Here is a 19,871-nt window from a genome sequence, read left to right as displayed (position 1 = left end):
CCGGTCCCATCCCGAACCCGGAAGCTAAGCCTGCCAGCGCCGATGATACTACCCTGTCGGGTGGAAAAGTAGGACACCGCCGAACACAAATTAAGAATCGCCCCCCACGTTTACGTGGGGGGCGATTCGCTTTTATTCTGCAAATTTCCATATCGAATTGAATAGATATTCGAGCGATTCTCGCTGCGTCGGCGCTCACATAATTATGTCGGCCGTGGCTGCTGCCAGTATCCTTTGCGGGAAGGGCGGGTAGAAAGGCACACGTGGTCGGAGACAGACAGGGCGACGCAGAGCGGCGCCCGCGGCGTGCATCGAACGACCGCGCATCGAGCAATAGTTCAGGCCCTCGCCGGCACTACGATCAGCGCGGGCGGGATCAACGTGCCGGCGCACCCCGGACCTCCGGGCCGGGCCGGGCGCGGTCGGCGCAGCCCACCGAGGATGGCGACCCCAGGAACGACGGCCCGAAATTGCCGGCCGACGTCGAGGCGAAAGAACTGGCGCCCGATGTACGTCGGGAACTGATCACGCTGGACAAGACGACTGCGGATTTCGTCGCCCGTCATCTCGTGATGGCCGGCAAGCTGTTGGATGAGGATCCCGAGACGGCGCTGGCCCACGCTCGTGCCGCCCGTAACCGGGCCGGACGGATCGCGGTGGTGCGTGAGGCGGTGGGTATCGCGGCGTATCACAGCGGCGATTGGGCCCAGGCGCTCGCCGAGTTGCGTGCGGCGCGGCGGATGGGCAGCAAGTCGGCCCTGCTGGCGATGATCGCCGATTGCGAACGAGGTGTCGGTCGGCCCGAGCGGGCACTGGAACTGGCTCGCAGCGACGAGGCCGTCGCGCTCACCGGCGACGATGCCGACGAGCTTCGCATCGTCACGGCTGGTGCACGTTCAGACCTCGGGCAATTCGAGCAGGCGTTGGCGATTCTGTCCTCCCCGCCGCTGGACCCGACCAAGGTGGGACCGACCGCCGCCCGGCTGTTCTACGTATACGCCGACACTCTGCTGGCGCTCGGGCGTGGCGACGAGGCTCTGCAATGGTTCGTCCACGCCGAGCAGGCTGATATCGACGGGGTCACCGACGCGGAAGACCGGATCACGGAGCTGTCCTGACGTGACCACGCTTGCACGGCAACATGATTGCCTGCTGCTCGACCTCGATGGCACGGTGTTTCGCGGGCATGAGCCCACTGCGGGTGCACTGGAGAGCTTGGCCGGCGTGGACGCACGGGTGCTGTACGTCACCAACAATGCGTCGCGAGCACCTGAGCAGGTCGCCGAGCATCTGCGTGAACTCGGCTTCGCCGCCGAATCCGACGATGTGGTGACCAGTGCGCAGAGCGCCGCGCACCTGCTGGCCGCCCATTTGCCGGCGGACTCAGCGGTCCTCGTCGTCGGGACGGATGCGCTTGCCGGCGAGGTGACCAAGGTCGGGTTGCGGCCGGTTCGAACGTTCGACGAGGGTCCGGTCGCGGTGGTGCAGGGGCATTCGCCGACCACCGCATGGCCGGATCTGGCCGAGGCGGCACTCGCCATTCGCGCCGGCGCGTTGTGGGTGGCGGCCAACGTGGACCTGACGCTGCCGTCCGAGCGTGGGCTGCTGCCGGGCAATGGCTCGATGGTGGCGGCATTGCGGGTGGCGACCGGCCGGGACCCACTGGTGGCCGGAAAGCCCCAACCGACTCTGATGAACGACGCCCTGAGCCGTGGGACGTTCGCGACTCCGCTGGTGGTGGGGGATCGGCTCGACACCGATATCGCCGGCGCCGTTGCGGCGGGATTGCCGAGTCTCATGGTGCTCACCGGCGTCAGCACGGCCGGCGAGGCGGTGCGGGCGGTTCCGGCCGAGCGCCCCGGTTACCTGGCCCCGGATCTGCGGGGGCTGCACGACGACGCTGACGCGCTGCGCATCGGGGCGCAGCCGGCCTGGCGGATCGACGTGGACCGGAACGCGGTGACCGTGCATGCGACCGGGCAGAATCCACGCGACGACCTGTCGGTGGTACGGGCCACGGCGCATGCGGTCTGGGGTGCGGACCTGGACCACGCCTTCACGGTGTCGGCCGGCGACGACACAGCGCATCGAGCGCTGCAACGTTGGTCCTTGCTGTCGGCACCCATCGACTAGCGTGAGTGTCGCTATGAGTACCGATCCCGACGAACTGCGTGCCCAGGTCGCTGCGGTGCTGGCCGATGTGCCGGATCCCGCGACTGACCCCTCTGCACTCGAAGGCATGGACATCGACGTGGTGGCCGCGCGACTCGAGCAGGCCCACGATCTGCTGGTGGCTGCCCTTGAATCCGTCGACAGGGGGCAACCAGGCGGACCGCAGGCGACCGGAAGGTGAGCGTCGGTGGCGCGGCGCGCTCGCGTTGATGCCGAGCTGGTGCGGCGGGGTCTGGCCCGGTCACGCCAGCAGGCAGCCGAGATGATCGAGGCCGGCCGTGTACGGATCGACGGTATGCCGGCGGCCAAACCGGCCACCGCGGTCGCCCCGGACACCAACATCACCGTGATCGCCACGGCGGAACGCACCTGGGTCTCACGTGGCGCGCACAAGCTGATCGGTGCGCTCGACGCATTCGATGTCACTGTTGAGGGTCGGCGCTGTCTTGATGCCGGGGCCTCCACCGGGGGCTTCACCGAGGTGCTGCTCGACCGCGGAGCCGCGGAGGTGGTGGCCGCCGACGTGGGCTATGGACAACTGGCCTGGCCGCTGCGGTCCGATGAACGGGTGCACGTGCTGGAGCGCACGAATGTGCGGGAATTGACTGCCGAGGCGATCGGGGGTCCGGTGCAGCTGATCGTGGCCGACTTGTCCTTCATCTCGCTGGCCACCGTCCTTCCCGCGCTGACGGCCTGCGCGGTCGCCGACGCCGATATCGTTCCGATGGTGAAACCCCAGTTCGAGGTCGGCAAGGACCGGGTGGGCGCCGGCGGTGTGGTGTCCGATCCCGAGCTGCGCATCGATGCCGTGTGCACGGTCGCGCGCAAGGCGGCCGCATTGCAGTGGCATGCTGTCGATGTGACGGCTAGCCCGCTCCCGGGGCCATCGGGCAATGTCGAGTACTTCCTGCACCTGCGTGCACAGAGTGATCGTTCGCTGGATGGCGAGGCGCTCGAACAGGCAGTACGGCGGGCGGTCGAGGAGGGGCCGCAATGACGTCTGAACGCACGATCCTGTTGGTGGTGCACACCGGCCGGGACGAGGCGACTGAAGTTGCCCGCCGGGTGGAAAAGGTGCTCGGCGACAACGGCATTGGTCTGAAGGTGCTCTCGGCGGAGGCCGTCGACCGCGGCCCGCTGCATCTGGCGCCCGACGACATGCGCGCCCTCGGTGTCGACATCGAGGTGGTCGATGCCGAGGAGCGCGCCGCCGAAGGTTGCGAGCTGGTTCTGGTGCTCGGCGGGGACGGCACCTTTCTGCGGGCCGCTGAGCTCGCGCGCAATGTCGAGATCCCGGTGCTCGGAGTCAATCTGGGCCGGATCGGATTCCTGGCCGAGGCTGAGGCCGAGGCCATCGACCACGTGCTCGACCGCGTCATCGGGCGTGATTACCGCATCGAGGAGAGGATGACCCTCGACATCTCGGTGCGGGTGGGTACCGATGTGGTCAATCGCGGCTGGGCGCTCAATGAGGCGAGCCTGGAGAAGGGCCCTCGGCTCGGAGTGCTCGGCGTGGTCTTGGAGGTGGACGGACGGCCGGTGTCGTCGTTCGGCTGCGACGGGGTGCTGGTGTCGACCCCCACGGGATCCACCGCCTATGCGTTCTCGGCAGGCGGCCCGGTGCTGTGGCCGGACCTGGAGGCGATTCTGGTGGTGCCCAACAATGCTCACGCACTGTTTGCCCGTCCGATGGTCACCAGCCCGCTGGCCAGTATCGCGATCGAGATCGAGGCGAGCGGCAACGACGCCCTGGTGTTCTGTGACGGTCGGCGCGAGATGGTGGTGCCGGCCGGCGGCCGGCTGGAAGTGACCCGCTGCGGTACGCCGCTGAAGTGGGTGCGGCTGGACTCGGCACCGTTCACCGATCGGTTGGTGCGCAAGTTCCGGCTGCCGGTCACCGGATGGCGGGGGCAGTAGATACCTGTGCTGTCGGAGATTCGTATCGAGTCATTGGGCGCGATCAGCGCTGCCACCGCGGAGTTCGACCGTGGGTTGACCGTGCTGACGGGTGAAACCGGCACCGGAAAGACGATGGTGGTGACCAGCCTGCACCTTCTCGGCGGGGCGCGGGCGGACGCGACCAGGGTTCGTTCGGGCTCTGACCGGGCGGTGGTGGAAGGCCGGTTCAGCACAATCGAACTCGGTGAGGACGTGTCCGGGCGGGTCGAGGAGATCCTGGAATCCTCCGGTGCTGAGCGTGATGATGACGGCAGCGTGATCGCGGCTCGCTCGGTGAGCCGGGCCGGACCGTCTCGGGCATATCTGGGCGGCCGCAGCGTGCCGGCCAAATCCTTGAGCAGTTTCACCGCCCAGGTGCTGACGTTGCACGGCCAGAACGACCAGTTGCGGTTGATGCGGCCCGACGAGCAGCGGGCGGCACTGGACCGGTTCGCCGAGGTGGACAAGCCGCTGACCCGCTACCGGCGCATCCGCGACGAGTGGCTGGCGGCGCGTCGTGACCTGACCGACCGTCGGCGGCGGGCGCGGGAACTGGCCCAGGAGGCCGACCGGCTCAGCTTCGGTATCCAGGAGATCGACGCGGTCGCACCGCAACCCGGTGAGGACGAGGCGATCATCGCTGACATCCGTCGCCTTTCGGAACTCGACGCGCTGCGCGAAGCGGCGCAGACCGCCCGCTTCTCATTGTCCGGCGAGCTCGACGAGCCCACGGAGTCCACCTCCGCGGCCGACGGTGTGGGCCGGGCGCAAGCCTCGCTGGAATCCACCGACGACTCGGCGCTGCAGGCACTCGCGGTCAGGCTGGCCGAGGCGATGGCGGTGATCGGTGACGTATCTGGCGAGCTCGGGGACTATCTCTCCGAATTGCCCAGCGATGCCAGCACTTTGGAGACGAAGCTGGCGCGCCAGGCCGAGCTGCGCACGCTCACCCGCAAGTACGCCGCCGACGTCGACGGGGTGTTGGAGTGGTCACGCGACGCCGCGGATCGGTTGGCGCAGCTCGATGTGTCCGAGGAGAGCCTGGCTGCGCTGGACAGCAAGGTCACCGAGCTCGAGGGTCAACTGGTTGCGGCGGCAGGCGAACTCACCAAGGCCCGGTCCAAGGCGGCCAAGGGACTGGCCAAGGCGGTGACCGCGGAACTTGCCGGCCTGGCCATGGCCAACGCGGTGTTCACCATCGGTGTGGGTCCGATGCCGGCCCGGGCCGACGATTCCGCGCCGGTGACAATGCCCGACGGCGAGCTGTTGCACGCCGGTCATGACGGCGTGGACGCGGTCGAGTTCGGGTTCACCGCACACAGCGGCGCGGACGTGCTGCCGCTGGCCAAGAGCGCCTCCGGTGGTGAACTGTCCCGGGTCATGCTCGCTCTCGAGGTGGTGCTGTCGGCGTCGACGGCGGGCACCACGATGGTGTTCGACGAGGTCGACGCCGGGGTCGGCGGCCGGGCCGCGGTGCAGATCGGCCGACGGCTGGCCCGGCTGGCGCGGACCCACCAGGTCATCGTGGTGACCCATCTGCCTCAGGTCGCGGCTTTCGCCGATGCCCACCTGCTGGTCGACAGCGGTAACGGCCGCGCCAAGTCGAGCGGTGTGCGGCGCATCGACGACGAGGACCGGGTCGCCGAATTGGCCCGGATGCTGGCCGGATTGGGGGAGTCCGACAGCGGCCGGGCACACGCCAGGGAGCTGCTCGAAGCGGCCCAGCAGGAACGTAGCGCGGGCTAGCCCGGGTTGGCCGGGGACAGCTCGCCGGTGCTCCACCGCAACGGGCTGACGTGGGTGAGCTCGACCACCTCGGAGACCGTGAAGTCGATGGCGCACTGCGCACCGGTCGTGGAATCGACTCCCTCCCAGCTGATTTCAGCGGTACCGGTGAGCTGGACGGTTGATCCAGAGGACCAGTCGACCACCAATAGTCCGCATCTCGGATTGGCGCTGATGTTGCCCAGCGTCATGAACATCGAATTCCCGCGGTAGTCCGGCCAGCGCAGGCGCCGGGGTGAGAGCACCTGCAGAAAGCCGGGATTGCCGCCGCGGTGGGACGCGTCGGCATTACCCGCCGTATCCGCCGACCCGATGAAGAAGGCGTCGGCGGTGGCGATGAGCTCTTGCTGTCGGTCGGTGAGTGACTCGCCACGGTGCACGTCGGGCAACTCCGTCGAGGACCGCACCTCGGCGATGTCCCTGCGCGAGATGTACTTCGGGCAGTTCGAATACACCTGATCGGTGTTGATCCGCAGGCCCGTCCCCGCCGGTTCGGCGGTGCCGTTGACCCGCATCCGGCGCCGGGTCTGCGGCTCGATGGCGATCATCCCGATCTGCTGACTGCTGCGCAATACGTCGTGGAGGGGATCGCCCGGCGCGGGCAGCGCTTCGAGGAGGATCGTGCGCGGATCGTCGGCGTGGACGAAGCCGGGTGGGCCGGCGATCAAGCTGGTCCACACCCGGCCTTCGTCGTCGGCCGCGGCGACCACGATCATCGGCTGTTCGGCGAGGAATGCGGCGGCGGCCGCCGGAACTTCGGTGCGGATCATCCGGCCGACGCGTGCGGCGACGGTCTCCTGACCCATCTGTCGCTGTACCGCCAACTCACCCGAGTGATACATGGTCACCGCTCGTCTCAGAAGAATCCGCAGGTGGGGGCCGCTCCGTTGGGTGCGGGAGCGCTCTGCGCCCCATTCGGCGCGTACACCTCGAGCCGGGTTCCGTCGGGGTCGGTGAAGAAGATGCCGCCGGATGCGGTGCCCTCCCCGTGCGCGACGACGCCGTCGTGCGCGAACTCGGTGCCGAGTGCTTTCAGCGCCGCCTCGACGGTCCGCACCTCGTCGATGCTGGCCGCTTCGAACGAAAGGTGGTGCAGGCCTGGTGTTTCCGTGGAGAACCGACCGTTGCTCTGCTGCCAGAGGGTCAGCCGCAGTGTCCCGCCGGCTCCCAGGAAGGCGTACCGGTGCTCGCCCTCGCTGTGGACGGCCAGCGGTTCGAAGCCGAGGGCGGTTCGGTAGAAGGCGACGGAGCGGTCCAGATCGGTGACGTTGATGCCGACGTGTCCGGTGGCGAGCTGGGGGGTGGTGGTCCCGGTCATGCAGTCCTCCTGAATGGCTAACCGTTGTGATTGCTTATGCAGGTTAGAACTCCTGCAGCGCCGGCGTCAACCTCCTAATCGAATTTCAATGGTTAGTTCGGCGGGTGGCCCTTGGTGTCGGTGGCGCGTGGTTACCCTCAGGTATGCGTGATCCGCGCCCGCATGTGGGCGAACCTCTTGCGCTGGATCTGCTGAACACCCGGTGGATGACGGCGGATGGTCCGCAGGACCTTCTCGCGGACGTCGAGGGCCTGCGGTGCTGGTTGCTGACCAATGGGCTGGATGATCGCTGCGAGGCTGACGAGAAGGCCCGGGTCGCGCTGGTCGCGGCTCGCGAGGCGATCCTGCGGGCCCTGCAGACGGGTTCCGTCGACGAGGTGAATGAGGTGCTGGAACGAGGCCGAATCCGGCGCATGCTCACGGCGTCGGGCCCCGCCGAGGCCGCCGAGGTGCAGCAACCGGAGTGGCTGGCCGGCTGGCTGGCCGCGGGGGACCTGCTGCGGTTGCTGGGCGAGGCGCCCGACCGCATCAAGCAGTGTGCACACCCGCACTGCATTCTGTGGTTCCACGACACCTCCAAGAACGGGGCACGACGCTGGCACTCGATGGCCACCTGTGGCAACCGCGCCAAGGCGGCGCGGCACTACGCGGCGAAGCGGGATTGAGACCGATTGGTTGTTACTGATGTGACAAAAGCCAACTTGTGAGGCTGGTGTTACGGCGCGCCTCCGCCTCCTGACCGGCGATGCCCGACAGAATCGGCGCATGAAGATGTCCACGCTGCTCACCCGCAATGCCAGTACGCGTCCGGGAGTGACCGGCACGGCGCGAGTGGACCGCGACATCGATCGGCTGCTGCGCCGCGTCGGCCCCGGCGACATCGTCGTCCTCGACGCCCAGGATCTGGACCGGATCACGGCCGATGCGCTTGTCGAGGCTCAGATCGCCGGTGTCGTCAACGCCTCACCGTCCATCTCGGGGCGTTATCCGAACCTGGGTCCGGAGGTGCTCGTCGCCAACGGCGTGGTGCTGATCGACGAGGCCGGGCCGGATGTCTTCAGGAAGATCAAAGACGGAGCGCGGATCCGCCTGAACAACGGCGGCGTCTATTCCGGTGACCGACGCATCGCGGTGGGTACCGAGCGCAACGATCAAGAGATCCACGAGTTGATGCACGACGCCAAGAGTGGTCTGGTGGCGCACCTGGAGGCGTTCGCGGGCAACACGATCGAGTTCATCCGCAGCGAGAGCCCGCTGCTGATCGACGGCATCGGAATCCCGAACGTCGACGTGGACCTGCACCGTCGCCACGTGGTGATCGTCGCCGAGGAACCCGACGCGGCCGAGGACCTCAAGGCACTCAAGCCCTTCATCAAGGAGTACCAGCCGGTGCTGGTCGGCGTCGGGGCCGGCGCGGATGTCCTGCGCAAGGCCGGATACCGTCCCGCGCTGATCGTCGGCGACCCGGACAAGATGAGCGTCGAGGTGCTGCGGTGCGGTGCCCAGGTGGTGCTCCCCGCCGACGCCGACGGCCACGCCGCCGGGCTGGAACGCATCCAGGACCTCGGGGTGGGTGCGATGACCTTCCCCGCCGCCGGATCGGCGGCTGACCTCGCGTTACTGCTGTGCGATCACCACGGTGCGTCGCTGATCGTCACGGCCGGTCACACCGCCTCGATCGAGGAGTTCTTCGACCGCTCGCGCCAGCGCAGCAACCCGTCGACGTTCTTGACCCGGTTGAAGGTCGGAGAGAAGCTCGTCGACGCCAAGGCGGTCGCGACCCTGTACCGCAGCCGGGTGTCCGGCGGGGCGATCGCGCTGCTGGTGCTGGCCATGCTGGTGGCCGTGGTGGTCGCGCTGTGGGTGTCGCGGGCCGACGGCGCCCTGCTCGACTGGGTCGTCGAGTACTGGAACCGCTTCACGCTCTGGGTGCAGGGCCTGGTCAGCTGAGTGGGGCGGTGAGCTGTGATCACGCTACGCGCGCACGCGATTTCGTTGGCGGCAGTGTTCTTGGCACTGGCCATCGGGGTGGCCCTGGGTTCGGGACTGCTGTCGAACACGGTGCTGTCGGGACTTCGTGACGACAAGAAGGACCTCCAGCATCAGATCGAGGCGCTGAATGACGGCAAGAATGCGCTGAACGAAAAGCTCAATGCCGCAGGTGAATTCGATGCACAGATGGCGCCGCGGATGGTGCACGACGCATTGAAGGACAAGTCGGTGGTGGTGTTCCGCACGCCGGACGCTGCCGACGGTGATGTCGACGCGGTGTCGCGGTTCGTCCGCGACGCCGGCGGCACCGTGACCGGCAAGGTGTCACTCACGAGCGAGTTCGTCGAAGCGAATTCGGCCGACAAACTGCTCTCGGTGGTCAACTCGCCGATCGTGCCGGCCGGCAAACAGTTGAGCACCGCGGCGGTGGACCAGGGCTCCCAGGCCGGCGACCTGTTGGGGATCACGCTGCTGATCGACAAGAACCCGGCCGCGGCGCCCGTCGACGACATCCAGCGTCAGACCGTGCTTGCTGCCCTGCGCGACACCGGGTTCCTGACCTATGACGATCCGCACATCGGCGCGGCCAACACGGCGCTGATCGTGACCGGAGGCGGGCTCGGCGAGGACGGCGGGAATCGCGGCGCGACCGTGGCACGCTTCGCCGCCGGGCTGGTGCCGCACGGCACCGGGACCGTACTCGCGGGACGTTCGGGGTCGGCCTCTGGAACCGGTCCGGTGGCGGTGACCAGGTCAGATGCCGGGTTGAGCGCCATGGTCAGCACGGTGGACGACACCGATTCCAGTGCCGGTCAGATCACCGCCGTCCTGGCGCTGAGCGACCTCGTGGGCGGGGCGAAGCCCGGCCGGTACGGAACCGGGCAGGGTGCGACGTCGGTCACCGTCCCGCAATAACGAGACTCGGCGCGTCAGCGACAGCTTGTCGGCGTCGGTGTTAAGGTGAGATTCCGTGGGTCGGCAGGCCACAAGCCAGTTTCTCGATTCCCTGCCAATCGTCACGGAGGATGCTTTTGCCCGCCTTACGCAAGCACCCGCACACCGCCACCAAGCACCTCTTCGTCACCGGAGGTGTGGCGTCATCACTCGGTAAAGGGTTGACTGCCTCGAGTCTCGGTCAGTTGCTCACCGCGCGGGGGCTGCAGGTGACGATGCAGAAACTCGACCCCTACCTGAACGTCGATCCGGGCACCATGAACCCGTTCCAGCACGGCGAGGTGTTCGTCACGGAGGACGGTGCCGAAACCGACCTGGACGTCGGACACTACGAGCGCTTCTTGGACCGGGACCTGTCCCAGTCGGCCAACGTGACCACCGGTCAGGTCTACTCGTCGGTCATCGCCAAGGAACGTCGCGGCGAGTACCTGGGCGACACCGTGCAGGTGATCCCGCACATCACCGATGAGATCAAGAGCCGGATCCTGGCCATGGCCGCGCCCGATGCGGCCGGTCGCCGGCCCGATGTGGTGATCACCGAAATCGGCGGCACGGTGGGCGATATCGAGTCGTTGCCGTTCCTGGAGGCCGCCCGCCAGGTGCGCCACGAGGTCGGTCGGGACAACTGCTTCTTCCTGCATGTGTCGCTGGTGCCCTACCTCGCCCCGTCCGGTGAGCTCAAGACCAAGCCGACCCAACACTCGGTGGCCGCGCTGCGCAGCATCGGCATCAGTCCCGATGCCCTGATCCTGCGGTGCGACCGGGATGTTCCCGAACCACTCAAGAACAAGATCGCGCTCATGTGCGACGTCGACATCGACGGCGTGATCTCCACCCCGGACGCGCCGTCGATCTACGACATTCCCAAGGTGCTGCATCGCGAGGAGCTCGACGCGTACGTGGTGCGCCGGCTCAACCTGCCGTTCCGCGACGTGGACTGGTCGGAGTGGGACGATCTGCTGCGCCGGGTGCACGACCCGCAGGAGACGGTCCGGATTGCCTTGGTGGGCAAGTACATCGACCTCTCGGATGCCTACCTGTCGGTGGCCGAGGCGCTGCGCGCCGGCGGTTTCAAACACCGCGCCAAGGTGGAGATCCGGTGGGTGGCCTCCGATGACTGCGAGACCGACGCCGGTGCGGCGGCCGCGCTGTCCGATGTCGACGGGGTGCTCATCCCCGGCGGGTTCGGCATCCGCGGTATCGAGGGCAAACTCGGGGCGATCTCCTTCGCCCGCAAGCGCGGCCTGCCGGTGCTCGGCCTGTGTCTGGGTCTGCAGTGCATCGTGATCGAGGCGGCCCGGTCGGTCGGCATCGCCGGCGCGAACTCCGCAGAGTTCGATCCGAAGACCCCTGACCCGGTGATCTCCACGATGGCCGACCAGGAGGACGCCGTTGCCGGCGAGGCCGACCTTGGCGGCACCATGCGGTTGGGTGCCTATCCCGCCGTGTTGGAGGCCGGATCGATTGTGGCGCAGGCCTACCAGGCCACCGAGGTATCCGAACGGCACCGGCACCGCTTCGAGGTCAACAACGCCTACCGGGACCGGATCGCCGAGAGTGGGCTGCGGTTCAGCGGCACCTCGCCGGACGGACACCTGGTGGAGTTCGTGGAGTACGACTCGAAGATCCACCCGTTCCTGGTCGGAACACAGGCTCACCCGGAGCTCAAGAGCCGGCCGACGCGGCCGCATCCGCTGTTCGCCGCGTTCATCGGCGCATCACTCGCCTACAAGGCGGAGGAGCGGCTGCCCGGAATGGAGCTTCCCGAACAGTTCGACGAGGACGGTCGGGAAGTGGAAGCCGGCGAAAGTCCTAAGGACGAAGCCGAAGCCGCTTCTCTTGGCTGAACACGACTTCGAGACCCTGGCCAGCGAAACCGTCTACGTCGGAAACATTTTCGCGCTGCGCGCGGACGAGGTCAGCATGCCCGGCGGCGGGTCGGCCCGGCGTGAGGTTGTCGAGCACTACGGCGCGGTCGCCGTGGTGGCCCTCGACGAGGACGGCAACGTGGTACTGGTGTACCAGTACCGTCACCCGCTGGGGCGTCGGCTCTGGGAACTGCCTGCCGGCCTCCTCGACCTGGGTGGGGAACCTCCCGAGGTGACCGCCGCACGGGAACTCGAGGAAGAAGTCGGCCTGGCTGCCGCGCACTGGCGGGTCCTGGTGGACCTCGATTCGACGCCAGGGTTCTCCGACGAGAGCGTCCGGATCTTCCTGGCCACGGGGTTGACCGACATCGGCCGTCCAGAGGCTGAGCACGAGGAAGCCGACATGGTGGTCGAGCGGGTGCCGCTGGGGGAGGCCGTGCGGCGGGTGTTCTCCGGCGACATCGTGAACGGCATTGCGGTGGCAGGCATTCTGGCCGCGCACGCGCTGCCCGACGCGGAGGCGTTACGACCGGTCGAAGCGGTGTGGACCGACCGGCCGACAGCGTTCAGGCGGCGCAAAGGTCTGTTATGACCACACCGTCGCCCCTCCGATCGGCCCTCGACGACCAAGTACAGGGCTACCTCGATCACCTGACGATCGAGCGGGGCGTGGCGGCCAACACCTTGAGTTCGTACCGGCGCGACCTGCGCCGCTACGCCGAACACCTGACCCAGCGGGGAATCGACGATCTGGCCGCGGTGGCCGAGTCCGATGTCAGCGACTTCCTGATCGCGCTGCGTCGGGGCGACCCGGAATCAGGAGTGACCGCGCTGTCGGCGGTTTCGGCGGCCAGGGCCGTCGTCGCAGTCCGCGGACTGCACCGGTTCGCCACGGCCGAGGGCATCACCCAACTCGACGTGGCCCGCGGGGTCAAACCGCCCACCCCCAGTCGTCGGCTGCCCAAGAGCCTCACCCTCGACGAGGTGCTCGCGTTGCTCGAGGCCGCCGGCGGGGACAGCGAGGCCGACGGCCCGCTGACGCTGCGCAACCGGGCACTGCTGGAACTGCTGTACTCCACCGGCGCCCGCATCTCCGAGGCTGTCGGGCTCGACGTCGACGACATCGACACGCACGCGCGTTCGGTGCTGCTGCGCGGCAAGGGCGGTAAGCAGCGGCTCGTACCCATCGGACGCCCGGCTGTCACTGCGCTCGACGCGTACCTGGTGCGGGGGCGTCCGGACCTGGCCCGCCGGGGCCGGGGCACCCCCGGAATCTTCCTCAACGCCCGCGGCGGCCGGCTTTCCCGCCAGAGTGCCTGGCAGGTGTTGCAGGATGCGGCCGCGCGGGCCGGGATCGCGTCGGCCGTCTCACCGCACACATTGCGGCACTCGTTCGCGACGCACCTGCTCGACGGCGGCGCCGACGTACGCGTCGTGCAGGAACTGCTGGGCCACGCCTCGGTGACCACCACGCAGATCTACACCATGGTCACCGTGCACACGCTGCGCGAGGTCTGGGCGGGCGCCCATCCACGGGCGCGTTAGTCGCCCAGGTACTCCGACTCCAGCACCAGATCGGGCAGCAGCGTCTGGTACTCGGCATGCGTCTTGTGATGGGTGGTGTCCCAGAGTGAGCCCTGATGCGCGCTCACGTAGGCCAGGTACTTCGGGGCTCCCGGCAGCTTCACGTTGTCGGCCACCACGATCGAGCCCCGGTGCAGCCAACCGCGGTCCAGCAGGCTCTGCAGGTCCGGCAGGTAGGCGTTCTTATCGTGATCGAGGAACACGAAATCCAAACCGCCGGTGTCGAACCCACTGGCCGCGAGGGCATCGAGCGTGCGACCGCCGTCGCCGATGGTCCCGACCACGCAGGTGATCCGGTCGGCCACCCCGGCGTGCGTCCAGATGCGTCGCGCGATGTCGGCGTTGGTGGGGGAGAACTCCACCGAGAACACCCGGGCAGCGGGCGCGGCGCGGGCGATGCGCATCGCCCCGTAACCGCAGTAGGTGCCCAGCTCGAGGGCCAGCCGCGGGTTGGCCCGGACGACTGCGGCGTCGAGCAGCGCACCCTTCTCGTCGCCGACGTTGATCAGGAACGACTTCTCGTAGGCGAACTTGTCGATGGTCGAGATGACGTCGTCGAGGTCGCCCGCGCGGGCATTGGCCACGACGTAGTCGGCCGCCGCGGCCTCCCGCCCGTCACCCCACTGCCCGGTGCGGGCGAAGTGTCTGGCGCCGATTCCCATCCGGATGAACGACCACCGCAACAGCGGCAGGCGCTGTTTGAGACTCATGACGCACACCATATGCGCCGGTTTGCCCGCGGGTCTGCCCGTTCTGGCTGCATACCGACGTTAAACTTGCCGAGATATGTGCGCCGAGACTGCGGGATACCTGACCAGGGGTGGTAGGGGTATGGCCGACGAGCACTTGCGCGAGGAGCCGACGTGACCGACGACGGCGGACATGACGGGCTGTTCGAACACAGTTCACCCGAACTCGGCCTGACCGGCCGGCCACCGCGAGACATCCCCGAACCGCCGGCCCGCTCGACGCATGGCCCGGCCAAGGTCATCGCGATGTGCAATCAGAAGGGCGGGGTCGGCAAGACCACCTCGACCATCAACCTTGGCGCCAGCCTGGCCGAGTACGGCCGCAGGGTGCTGCTGGTGGACCTGGATCCGCAGGGCGCGCTGTCAGCGGGCCTCGGGGTGCCGCACTACGAGCTCGAGCACACCGTGCACAACCTGCTGATCGAACCGCGGGTGTCCATCGATGACGTGGTGATCAAGACCCGGGTCAGCGGCATGGACCTGGTGCCCAGCAACATCGACCTGTCGGCCGCCGAGATCCAGTTGGTCAACGAGGTCGGCCGCGAGCAGTCCCTGGCCCGGGCCCTCTACCCGGTGCTCGACCGCTACGACTACGTGCTGATCGACTGCCAGCCCTCGCTGGGGCTGCTCACGGTCAACGGGCTGGCCTGCGCCGACGGTGTGATCATCCCCACCGAATGCGAATATTTCTCGCTGCGCGGGCTGGCGCTGCTGACCGACACCGTGGCCAAAGTGCATGACCGGTTGAACCCGAAGCTGTCCATCAGCGGCATCCTGGTGACCCGCTACGACCCGCGCACGGTCAACGCACGCGAGGTCATGGCCCGCGTGGTGGAGCGGTTCGGCGACCTGGTGTTCGACACCGTGATCACCCGGACCGTGCGTTTCCCGGAGACCAGCGTGGCCGGCGAGCCGATCACCACCTGGGCGCCCAAATCGGGCGGTGCCGTCGCCTACCGCTCGCTGGCGCGTGAAGTCATCGACCGGTTCGGCGCGTGAACGATGTCCTGAACAACCCGACCACCGATGGTGCCGAAGCGGATGCCGCGGTCGGGGAGGAGCCGACCACCGGTGATCAGCAGAATCGCTTCCAGGTTCGGCTCACCAACTTCGAGGGGCCGTTCGACCTGCTGTTGCAGCTGATCTTCGCGCACCGCCTTGATGTCACCGAGGTGGCATTGCACCAGGTCACCGACGACTTCATCGCCTACACCAAGGAGATCGGCGCCCGGCTCGAACTCGACGAGACCACGACGTTCCTGGTGATCGCGGCCACGCTGCTGGATTTGAAGGCGGCCCGGCTGCTGCCGTCGGGCGAGGTACACGACGAGGAAGATCTCGCCCTGCTCGAGGTCCGCGACCTCTTGTTCGCACGACTGCTGCAGTACCGGGCGTTCAAACACGTCGCGTTGATGTTCGCTGAGCTCGAGGCCGCGGCGCTGCGCAGCTATCCGCGCGCAGTGTCGCTGGAGGACCGCTTCTCGGACCTGCTGCCCGAGGTGATGCTCGGCGTCGACGCCGGCAAATTCGCCGAGATCGCGGCCGCCGCTTTCACCCCACGCCCGGTGCCCACGGTTGGCATCGATCACATCCATGCACCCAAGGTGTCGGTGCCCGAACAGGCCCACCGGATCATCGCCCTGCTTGAACAGCGCGGTATCGGCGAATGGGCAACTTTCTCCGAACTCGTGGCAGAGTGCACCGACGGACTCCAGATCGTCGGCCGCTTCCTGGCGCTGCTCGAACTGTTCCGGGCCAGGGCGGTAGCATTCGAGCAACCAGAAGCGCTTGGAGTGCTCCAGGTTTCGTGGACCGGAGATCGGCCGACCAGCGAACATCTGGCAACCGCAGATGCGGAAGAATAGCGAGAACAATGACTGACGAGATCTCCGATTCCGGAGAGCGGTCCGATGATGCCCCGGGTGATGTGATCCCGGTCGGAGATGACCTGGGCATCGATGTGGCGACGGTACCCGAGCTTGAAGACGGTGAACTGGGTGCCGTACTCGAAGCATTGTTGCTGGTGGTGGACACGCCGGTGACGGTTGATGCGCTGGCCTCGGTGACCGAACAGCCCGCCTATCGGGTGATGGCGAAGCTGCGGCTGATGGCCGAGGACTTCGCAGCCCGCGACAGCGGCATCGACCTGCGCGAGGCCGCGGGCGGCTGGCGGATGTACACCCGGGCGCGCTACGCCCCGTACGTCGAGCGGCTACTGCTCGATGGCGCCAGGTCCAAGCTGACCCGGGCGGCCCTGGAGACCCTGGCCGTGGTGGCCTACCGGCAGCCGGTGACCCGGGCGCGGGTGAGCGCGGTGCGCGGCGTCAACGTGGACGCGGTGATGCGGACGTTGGTGGCGCGCGGCCTGATCACCGAGGCGGGCGCCGATCCGGATTCGGGCGCGGCGGCATTCGCCACGACCGAATTGTTCCTGGAACGGCTGGGCCTGTCCTCGCTGACCGATCTGCCCGACATCGCGCCGCTGCTGCCCGATGTCGACGTGATCGACGATCTGAGCGAATCACTCGGCGATGAGCCGCGTTTCGCCAAACTCAACGGTGGCTCGCCCGGCGGCGATCGGCCGATGGCCTTCGATGTGGACAAGGACTGACATGGCTGAAGAAGGCGTACGGCTACAGAAAGTGTTGTCCCAGGCCGGAATTGCTTCCCGGCGGGTGGCCGAGCGGATGATCACCGACGGCCGCGTCGAGGTGGACGGCAGATTGGTGACCGAGCTCGGTACGCGGGTCGACCCGGCGGTGGCCGAGATCCGGGTGGACGGCTCACGGGTGGTCATCGATGACACGCTGGTCTACCTGGCGATCAACAAACCGATCGGCATGCTGTCCACGATGTCCGACGAACGTGGCCGGCCATGTGTCGGAGACCTGGTGGAGCACCGGGTTCGGGGTAACAAGAAGCTGTTCCACGTCGGCCGCCTCGACGCCGACACCGAGGGACTGCTGCTGCTGACCAACGACGGGGAGCTCGCCCACCGGCTGATGCACCCGTCGTATGAGATCCCGAAGACCTACGTGGCGACCGTGATCGGCACGGTGCCGCGCGGACTCGGCAAGAAGCTGCGCGCCGGCGTCGAGTTGGACGACGGCCCTGCTCACGTGGATGATTTCGCGGTGGTGGACACGGTTCCGGGGAAGACGCTGGTGAAGGTCACCCTGCACGAGGGCCGCAACCGCATCGTGCGGCGCATGCTGGCCGCGGTGGATTTCCCGGTGCAGGAGCTGGTCCGCACCGACATCGGTTCGGTGGCGCTGGGGGACCAGCGGCCGGGCAGTATCAGGGCGCTCAGCCGCAAGGAAATCGGCGAGCTTTATCAGGCGGTGGGAATGTGAGCGGATCTCTGGTGGTGGCGGTCGATGGACCAGCCGGGACCGGAAAGTCTTCGGTTTCAAGAGGTTTGGCACAAGCACTGGGTGCGAGCTACCTGGATACCGGTGCGATGTACCGCATCGTGACGCTGGCCGTGCTGCGCGCCGGGGCCGACCTGGACGATGCCGCGGCGATCGACGCGGTGGCATCGGGAGCGGTGATCGGTGTCGGTTCGGATCCCGGTGAGGACCGCGCGTACCTGGCGGGCGAAGACGTCTCGGACGAGATTCGCGGCGACGAGGTGACCCGCGCGGTGTCGGCGGTGTCGGCGGTTCCTGCGGTACGTACCCGGCTGGTCGATCTGCAGCGCGAGTTGGCGTCCTCGGGTGGACGCGTGGTGGTGGAGGGCCGCGACATCGGCACCGTCGTGCTGCCCAAGGCCGACGTCAAGATCTTCCTGACCGCCTCGGCCGAGGAACGTGCCCGGCGCCGCAACGCCCAGAACATCGCGAGCGGTCTGCCCGACGACTACGCGACGGTGCTCGCCGATGTGCAGCGCCGCGACCACCTGGATTCCACGCGTGCCGTTTCCCCGTTGCGGGCGGCCGAGGATGCACTGGTGGTCGACACGAGTGATATGGACCAAACACAGGTCGTGGCACACCTTCTCGACCTGGTGACCCAGCACGCGGGGGTGCGCCGATGAGCGATTCTGATGGTGACGGCACCTGGTCGGACGAGAGCGACTGGGAGTTCAGCGACGAGGTTGCCGAGGTTCTCGAGGAGGCCGCGGCGCCGCCTCCGGTGGTGGCCGTCGTCGGCCGGCCCAATGTCGGGAAATCGACTCTGGTGAACCGGATCCTGGGGCGGCGCGAAGCCGTCGTGCAGGACATTCCCGGGGTGACCCGTGACCGGGTGTCCTATGACGCGACCTGGCTGAACCGCCGGTTCATGGTGCAGGACACCGGGGGATGGGAGCCCGACGCCAAGGGCCTGCAGCAGCTGGTGGCCGATCAGGCGCTGGTGGCGATGCGCACTGCCGACGCGATCATCCTGGTCGTCGACGCAGTCGTCGGTGCAACATCGGCCGACGAGGCGGCGGCCCGCATGCTCCGTAAGTCGGGCAAGCCGGTTTTCTTGGCCGCCAACAAGGTTGACACGCAGCGCGGTGAGTCCGACGCCGCGGCACTGTGGTCACTGGGCATCGGCGAGCCGCACGCGATCAGCGCCATGCACGGTCGCGGCGTGGCCGATCTGCTCGACACGGTGATGGAGAAGCTGCCCGAGGTCTCGGAAGTGGGCGGCAGCGGTAGCGGTGGTCCGCGCCGAGTGGCACTGGTGGGCAAGCCGAACGTCGGCAAGAGCTCACTGCTGAACCGCCTGGCCGGCGACGAGCGTTCGGTGGTGCACGACGTCGCAGGCACGACAGTCGACCCCGTCGACTCGCTGATCGAATTGGGCGGCAAGACATGGCGTTTCGTCGACACCGCGGGTCTGCGTCGTAAGGTCGGGCAGGCCAGCGGACACGAGTTCTACGCCTCGGTGCGCACCCATGGCGCGATCGACGCGGCCGAAGTGGCGATTATGCTGATCGATGCCTCCCAGCCGCTGACCGAGCAGGACTTGCGGGTGCTGTCGATGGTGATCGAGGCCGGGCGTGCACTGGTCGTCGCGTTCAACAAATGGGACCTGGTCGACGAGGACCGGCGGTACCTGCTGGACAAAGAGATCGACCGTGAGCTGGCGCAGGTGCAGTGGGCGCCGCGGGTCAACATCTCGGCCATGACCGGCCGGGCGGTGCAGAAGCTGGTGCCGGCCCTGGAGACGTCACTGGCGTCCTGGGACAAGCGGATCTCGACCGGTCAGCTCAACAACTTCCTCAAAGAGATCGTGGCGGCAACGCCGCCGCCGGTGCGTGGCGGCAAGCAGCCCAAGATCCTGTTCGCCACCCAGGCGGCCACCCGGCCGCCGACCTTCGTGCTGTTCACGTCGGGGTTCCTGGAGGCCGGCTACCGCCGGTTCCTGGAGCGTCGCCTGCGTGAGCAGTTCGGTTTCGACGGCAGCCCGGTGCGGATCAATGTGCGGGTCCGCGAGAAGCGCGGGGCACCCAAGAGGCGCTAGCCCGTGATTTGGGTGCGTTCAGCGGCGGTGGGCGCCGGTAAACGCACCCAAACCGCGTGG

The 19,871-nt window shown here is 67.7% G+C and carries 21 protein-coding genes and 1 rRNA gene; 19 read left to right on the top strand and 3 right to left on the bottom strand.

Annotation, left to right across the window (positions count from 1 at the left end; all coding sequences use genetic code 11):
* The 7 genes from rrf to recN form a co-directional block, all read left to right on the top strand.
* A 5S ribosomal RNA gene (gene rrf, locus AB0I14_RS27215) occupies positions 1–85 on the top strand; the annotation flags it as partial.
* Between the two features lie 178 nt (positions 86–263).
* Entirely contained in the window at positions 264–1,118 is an 855-nt protein-coding gene (locus AB0I14_RS27210; protein ID WP_358028482.1) for a tetratricopeptide repeat protein, read from the top strand.
* 1 nt (position 1,119) lies between these two features.
* Entirely contained in the window at positions 1,120–2,133 is a 1,014-nt protein-coding gene (locus AB0I14_RS27205; RefSeq protein ID WP_358028479.1) for an HAD-IIA family hydrolase, read from the top strand.
* A 13-nt stretch (positions 2,134–2,146) separates the two neighbouring features.
* A complete protein-coding gene (locus AB0I14_RS27200) occupies positions 2,147–2,353 on the top strand; it encodes a hypothetical protein (RefSeq protein WP_358028477.1) in 207 nt (68 codons plus the stop codon).
* A gap of 6 nt (positions 2,354–2,359) precedes the next feature.
* The gene (locus tag AB0I14_RS27195) at positions 2,360–3,169 is read left to right on the top strand and encodes a TlyA family RNA methyltransferase (protein ID WP_358028474.1); all 810 of its coding nucleotides are present in this window, start codon (positions 2,360–2,362) and stop codon (positions 3,167–3,169) included.
* Positions 3,166–4,089 (top strand): NAD kinase, encoded by a 924-nt coding sequence (locus AB0I14_RS27190; RefSeq protein ID WP_358028471.1) that lies wholly within the window; start codon positions 3,166–3,168, stop codon positions 4,087–4,089. Before AB0I14_RS27195 ends, AB0I14_RS27190 begins: the two co-directional genes overlap by 4 nt.
* Positions 4,090–4,095: 6 nt before the next feature.
* Positions 4,096–5,856 (top strand): DNA repair protein RecN, encoded by a 1,761-nt coding sequence (gene recN, locus AB0I14_RS27185; protein ID WP_358028468.1) that lies wholly within the window; start codon positions 4,096–4,098, stop codon positions 5,854–5,856.
* On the opposite strand, the gene AB0I14_RS27180 is transcribed toward recN, so the two are convergent.
* Both AB0I14_RS27180 and AB0I14_RS27175 read right to left on the bottom strand, forming a co-directional pair.
* Positions 5,853–6,737 (bottom strand): pyridoxamine 5'-phosphate oxidase family protein, encoded by an 885-nt coding sequence (locus AB0I14_RS27180; RefSeq protein WP_358028512.1) that lies wholly within the window; start codon positions 6,735–6,737, stop codon positions 5,853–5,855. The two genes, recN and AB0I14_RS27180, sit on opposite strands and share 4 nt — an antisense overlap.
* 14 nt (positions 6,738–6,751) lie before the next feature.
* Complete coding sequence (locus AB0I14_RS27175) at positions 6,752–7,213, bottom strand: VOC family protein (RefSeq protein ID WP_358028466.1); 462 nt, start codon at positions 7,211–7,213, stop codon at positions 6,752–6,754.
* Between the two features lie 143 nt (positions 7,214–7,356).
* Here AB0I14_RS27175 and AB0I14_RS27170 point away from each other — a divergent pair, with 143 nt between their 5' ends.
* The 6 genes from AB0I14_RS27170 (at position 7,357) to xerD (ending at position 13,572) form a co-directional block, all read left to right on the top strand.
* Positions 7,357–7,878 (top strand): CGNR zinc finger domain-containing protein, encoded by a 522-nt coding sequence (locus tag AB0I14_RS27170; protein WP_358028463.1) that lies wholly within the window; start codon positions 7,357–7,359, stop codon positions 7,876–7,878.
* Between the two features lie 100 nt (positions 7,879–7,978).
* Positions 7,979–9,163, top strand: coding sequence for a putative cytokinetic ring protein SteA (gene steA / locus AB0I14_RS27165; protein ID WP_358028460.1), 1,185 nt, complete (start codon positions 7,979–7,981; stop codon positions 9,161–9,163).
* 15 nt (positions 9,164–9,178) lie between these two features.
* Positions 9,179–10,120 (top strand): copper transporter, encoded by a 942-nt coding sequence (locus AB0I14_RS27160; RefSeq protein WP_358028457.1) that lies wholly within the window; start codon positions 9,179–9,181, stop codon positions 10,118–10,120.
* A 110-nt stretch (positions 10,121–10,230) separates the two neighbouring features.
* Positions 10,231–12,006, top strand: coding sequence for a CTP synthase (locus AB0I14_RS27155; RefSeq protein WP_358028454.1), 1,776 nt, complete (start codon positions 10,231–10,233; stop codon positions 12,004–12,006).
* Positions 11,999–12,619 carry an NUDIX hydrolase gene (locus AB0I14_RS27150; protein ID WP_358028452.1) on the top strand — a complete coding sequence of 207 codons (621 nt, stop codon included), beginning with the start codon at positions 11,999–12,001 and terminating at the stop codon, positions 12,617–12,619. The genes AB0I14_RS27155 and AB0I14_RS27150 overlap by 8 nt, the downstream gene beginning before the upstream one ends.
* Entirely contained in the window at positions 12,616–13,572 is a 957-nt protein-coding gene (gene xerD / locus AB0I14_RS27145; RefSeq protein WP_358028449.1) for a site-specific tyrosine recombinase XerD, read from the top strand. The genes AB0I14_RS27150 and xerD overlap by 4 nt, the downstream gene beginning before the upstream one ends.
* On the opposite strand, the gene AB0I14_RS27140 is transcribed toward xerD, so the two are convergent.
* Complete coding sequence (locus AB0I14_RS27140; protein ID WP_358028448.1) at positions 13,569–14,321, bottom strand: class I SAM-dependent methyltransferase; 753 nt, start codon at positions 14,319–14,321, stop codon at positions 13,569–13,571. The two genes, xerD and AB0I14_RS27140, sit on opposite strands and share 4 nt — an antisense overlap.
* A 153-nt stretch (positions 14,322–14,474) precedes the next feature.
* Between AB0I14_RS27140 and AB0I14_RS27135 the strand changes: the two genes are divergently transcribed.
* From AB0I14_RS27135 to der, 6 genes are read left to right on the top strand one after another with little or no spacing between them, the layout of a single operon-like run.
* Positions 14,475–15,359 carry a ParA family protein gene (locus tag AB0I14_RS27135; RefSeq protein WP_358028446.1) on the top strand — a complete coding sequence of 295 codons (885 nt, stop codon included), beginning with the start codon at positions 14,475–14,477 and terminating at the stop codon, positions 15,357–15,359.
* A gap of 8 nt (positions 15,360–15,367) precedes the next feature.
* On the top strand, positions 15,368–16,225 hold the full coding sequence (locus tag AB0I14_RS27130) for a segregation/condensation protein A (protein ID WP_358028510.1): 858 nt from the start codon (positions 15,368–15,370) through the stop codon (positions 16,223–16,225).
* A gap of 8 nt (positions 16,226–16,233) precedes the next feature.
* Complete coding sequence (gene scpB / locus AB0I14_RS27125) at positions 16,234–16,971, top strand: SMC-Scp complex subunit ScpB (protein ID WP_358028444.1); 738 nt, start codon at positions 16,234–16,236, stop codon at positions 16,969–16,971.
* 1 nt (position 16,972) lies between these two features.
* Positions 16,973–17,713 (top strand): pseudouridine synthase, encoded by a 741-nt coding sequence (locus AB0I14_RS27120; RefSeq protein ID WP_358028442.1) that lies wholly within the window; start codon positions 16,973–16,975, stop codon positions 17,711–17,713.
* Positions 17,710–18,396, top strand: a complete 687-nt coding sequence (gene cmk, locus AB0I14_RS27115; protein WP_358028440.1) for a (d)CMP kinase — start codon at positions 17,710–17,712, stop codon at positions 18,394–18,396. The genes AB0I14_RS27120 and cmk overlap by 4 nt, the downstream gene beginning before the upstream one ends.
* Positions 18,393–19,811 (top strand): ribosome biogenesis GTPase Der, encoded by a 1,419-nt coding sequence (gene der, locus AB0I14_RS27110; protein ID WP_358028437.1) that lies wholly within the window; start codon positions 18,393–18,395, stop codon positions 19,809–19,811. Before cmk ends, der begins: the two co-directional genes overlap by 4 nt.
* The last annotated feature ends 60 nt before the right edge of the window (positions 19,812–19,871 follow it).

The sequence above is a fragment of the Mycobacterium sp. NPDC050441 genome, assembly GCF_040655355.1.
Lineage (GTDB): Bacteria > Actinomycetota > Actinomycetes > Mycobacteriales > Mycobacteriaceae > Mycobacterium.
The sequence above is the reverse complement of the archived record's forward strand: the minus strand, read 5'-3'. Positions and strand labels throughout refer to the sequence as shown.

Coding starts and splice junctions, on each gene's coding strand:
- AB0I14_RS27200 (WP_358028477.1), top strand. CDS start 2,147: ATGAGTACCGATCCCGACGAACTGCGTGCCCAGGTCGCTGCGGTGCTG.
- AB0I14_RS27190 (WP_358028471.1), top strand. CDS start 3,166: ATGACGTCTGAACGCACGATCCTGTTGGTGGTGCACACCGGCCGGGAC.
- AB0I14_RS27180 (WP_358028512.1), bottom strand. CDS start 6,737: ATGTATCACTCGGGTGAGTTGGCGGTACAGCGACAGATGGGTCAGGAG.
- AB0I14_RS27175 (WP_358028466.1), bottom strand. CDS start 7,213: ATGACCGGGACCACCACCCCCCAGCTCGCCACCGGACACGTCGGCATC.
- AB0I14_RS27170 (WP_358028463.1), top strand. CDS start 7,357: ATGCGTGATCCGCGCCCGCATGTGGGCGAACCTCTTGCGCTGGATCTG.
- steA (WP_358028460.1), top strand. CDS start 7,979: ATGAAGATGTCCACGCTGCTCACCCGCAATGCCAGTACGCGTCCGGGA.
- AB0I14_RS27155 (WP_358028454.1), top strand. CDS start 10,231: ATGCTTTTGCCCGCCTTACGCAAGCACCCGCACACCGCCACCAAGCAC.
- xerD (WP_358028449.1), top strand. CDS start 12,616: ATGACCACACCGTCGCCCCTCCGATCGGCCCTCGACGACCAAGTACAG.
- AB0I14_RS27140 (WP_358028448.1), bottom strand. CDS start 14,321: ATGAGTCTCAAACAGCGCCTGCCGCTGTTGCGGTGGTCGTTCATCCGG.
- scpB (WP_358028444.1), top strand. CDS start 16,234: ATGACTGACGAGATCTCCGATTCCGGAGAGCGGTCCGATGATGCCCCG.
- AB0I14_RS27120 (WP_358028442.1), top strand. CDS start 16,973: ATGGCTGAAGAAGGCGTACGGCTACAGAAAGTGTTGTCCCAGGCCGGA.
- der (WP_358028437.1), top strand. CDS start 18,393: ATGAGCGATTCTGATGGTGACGGCACCTGGTCGGACGAGAGCGACTGG.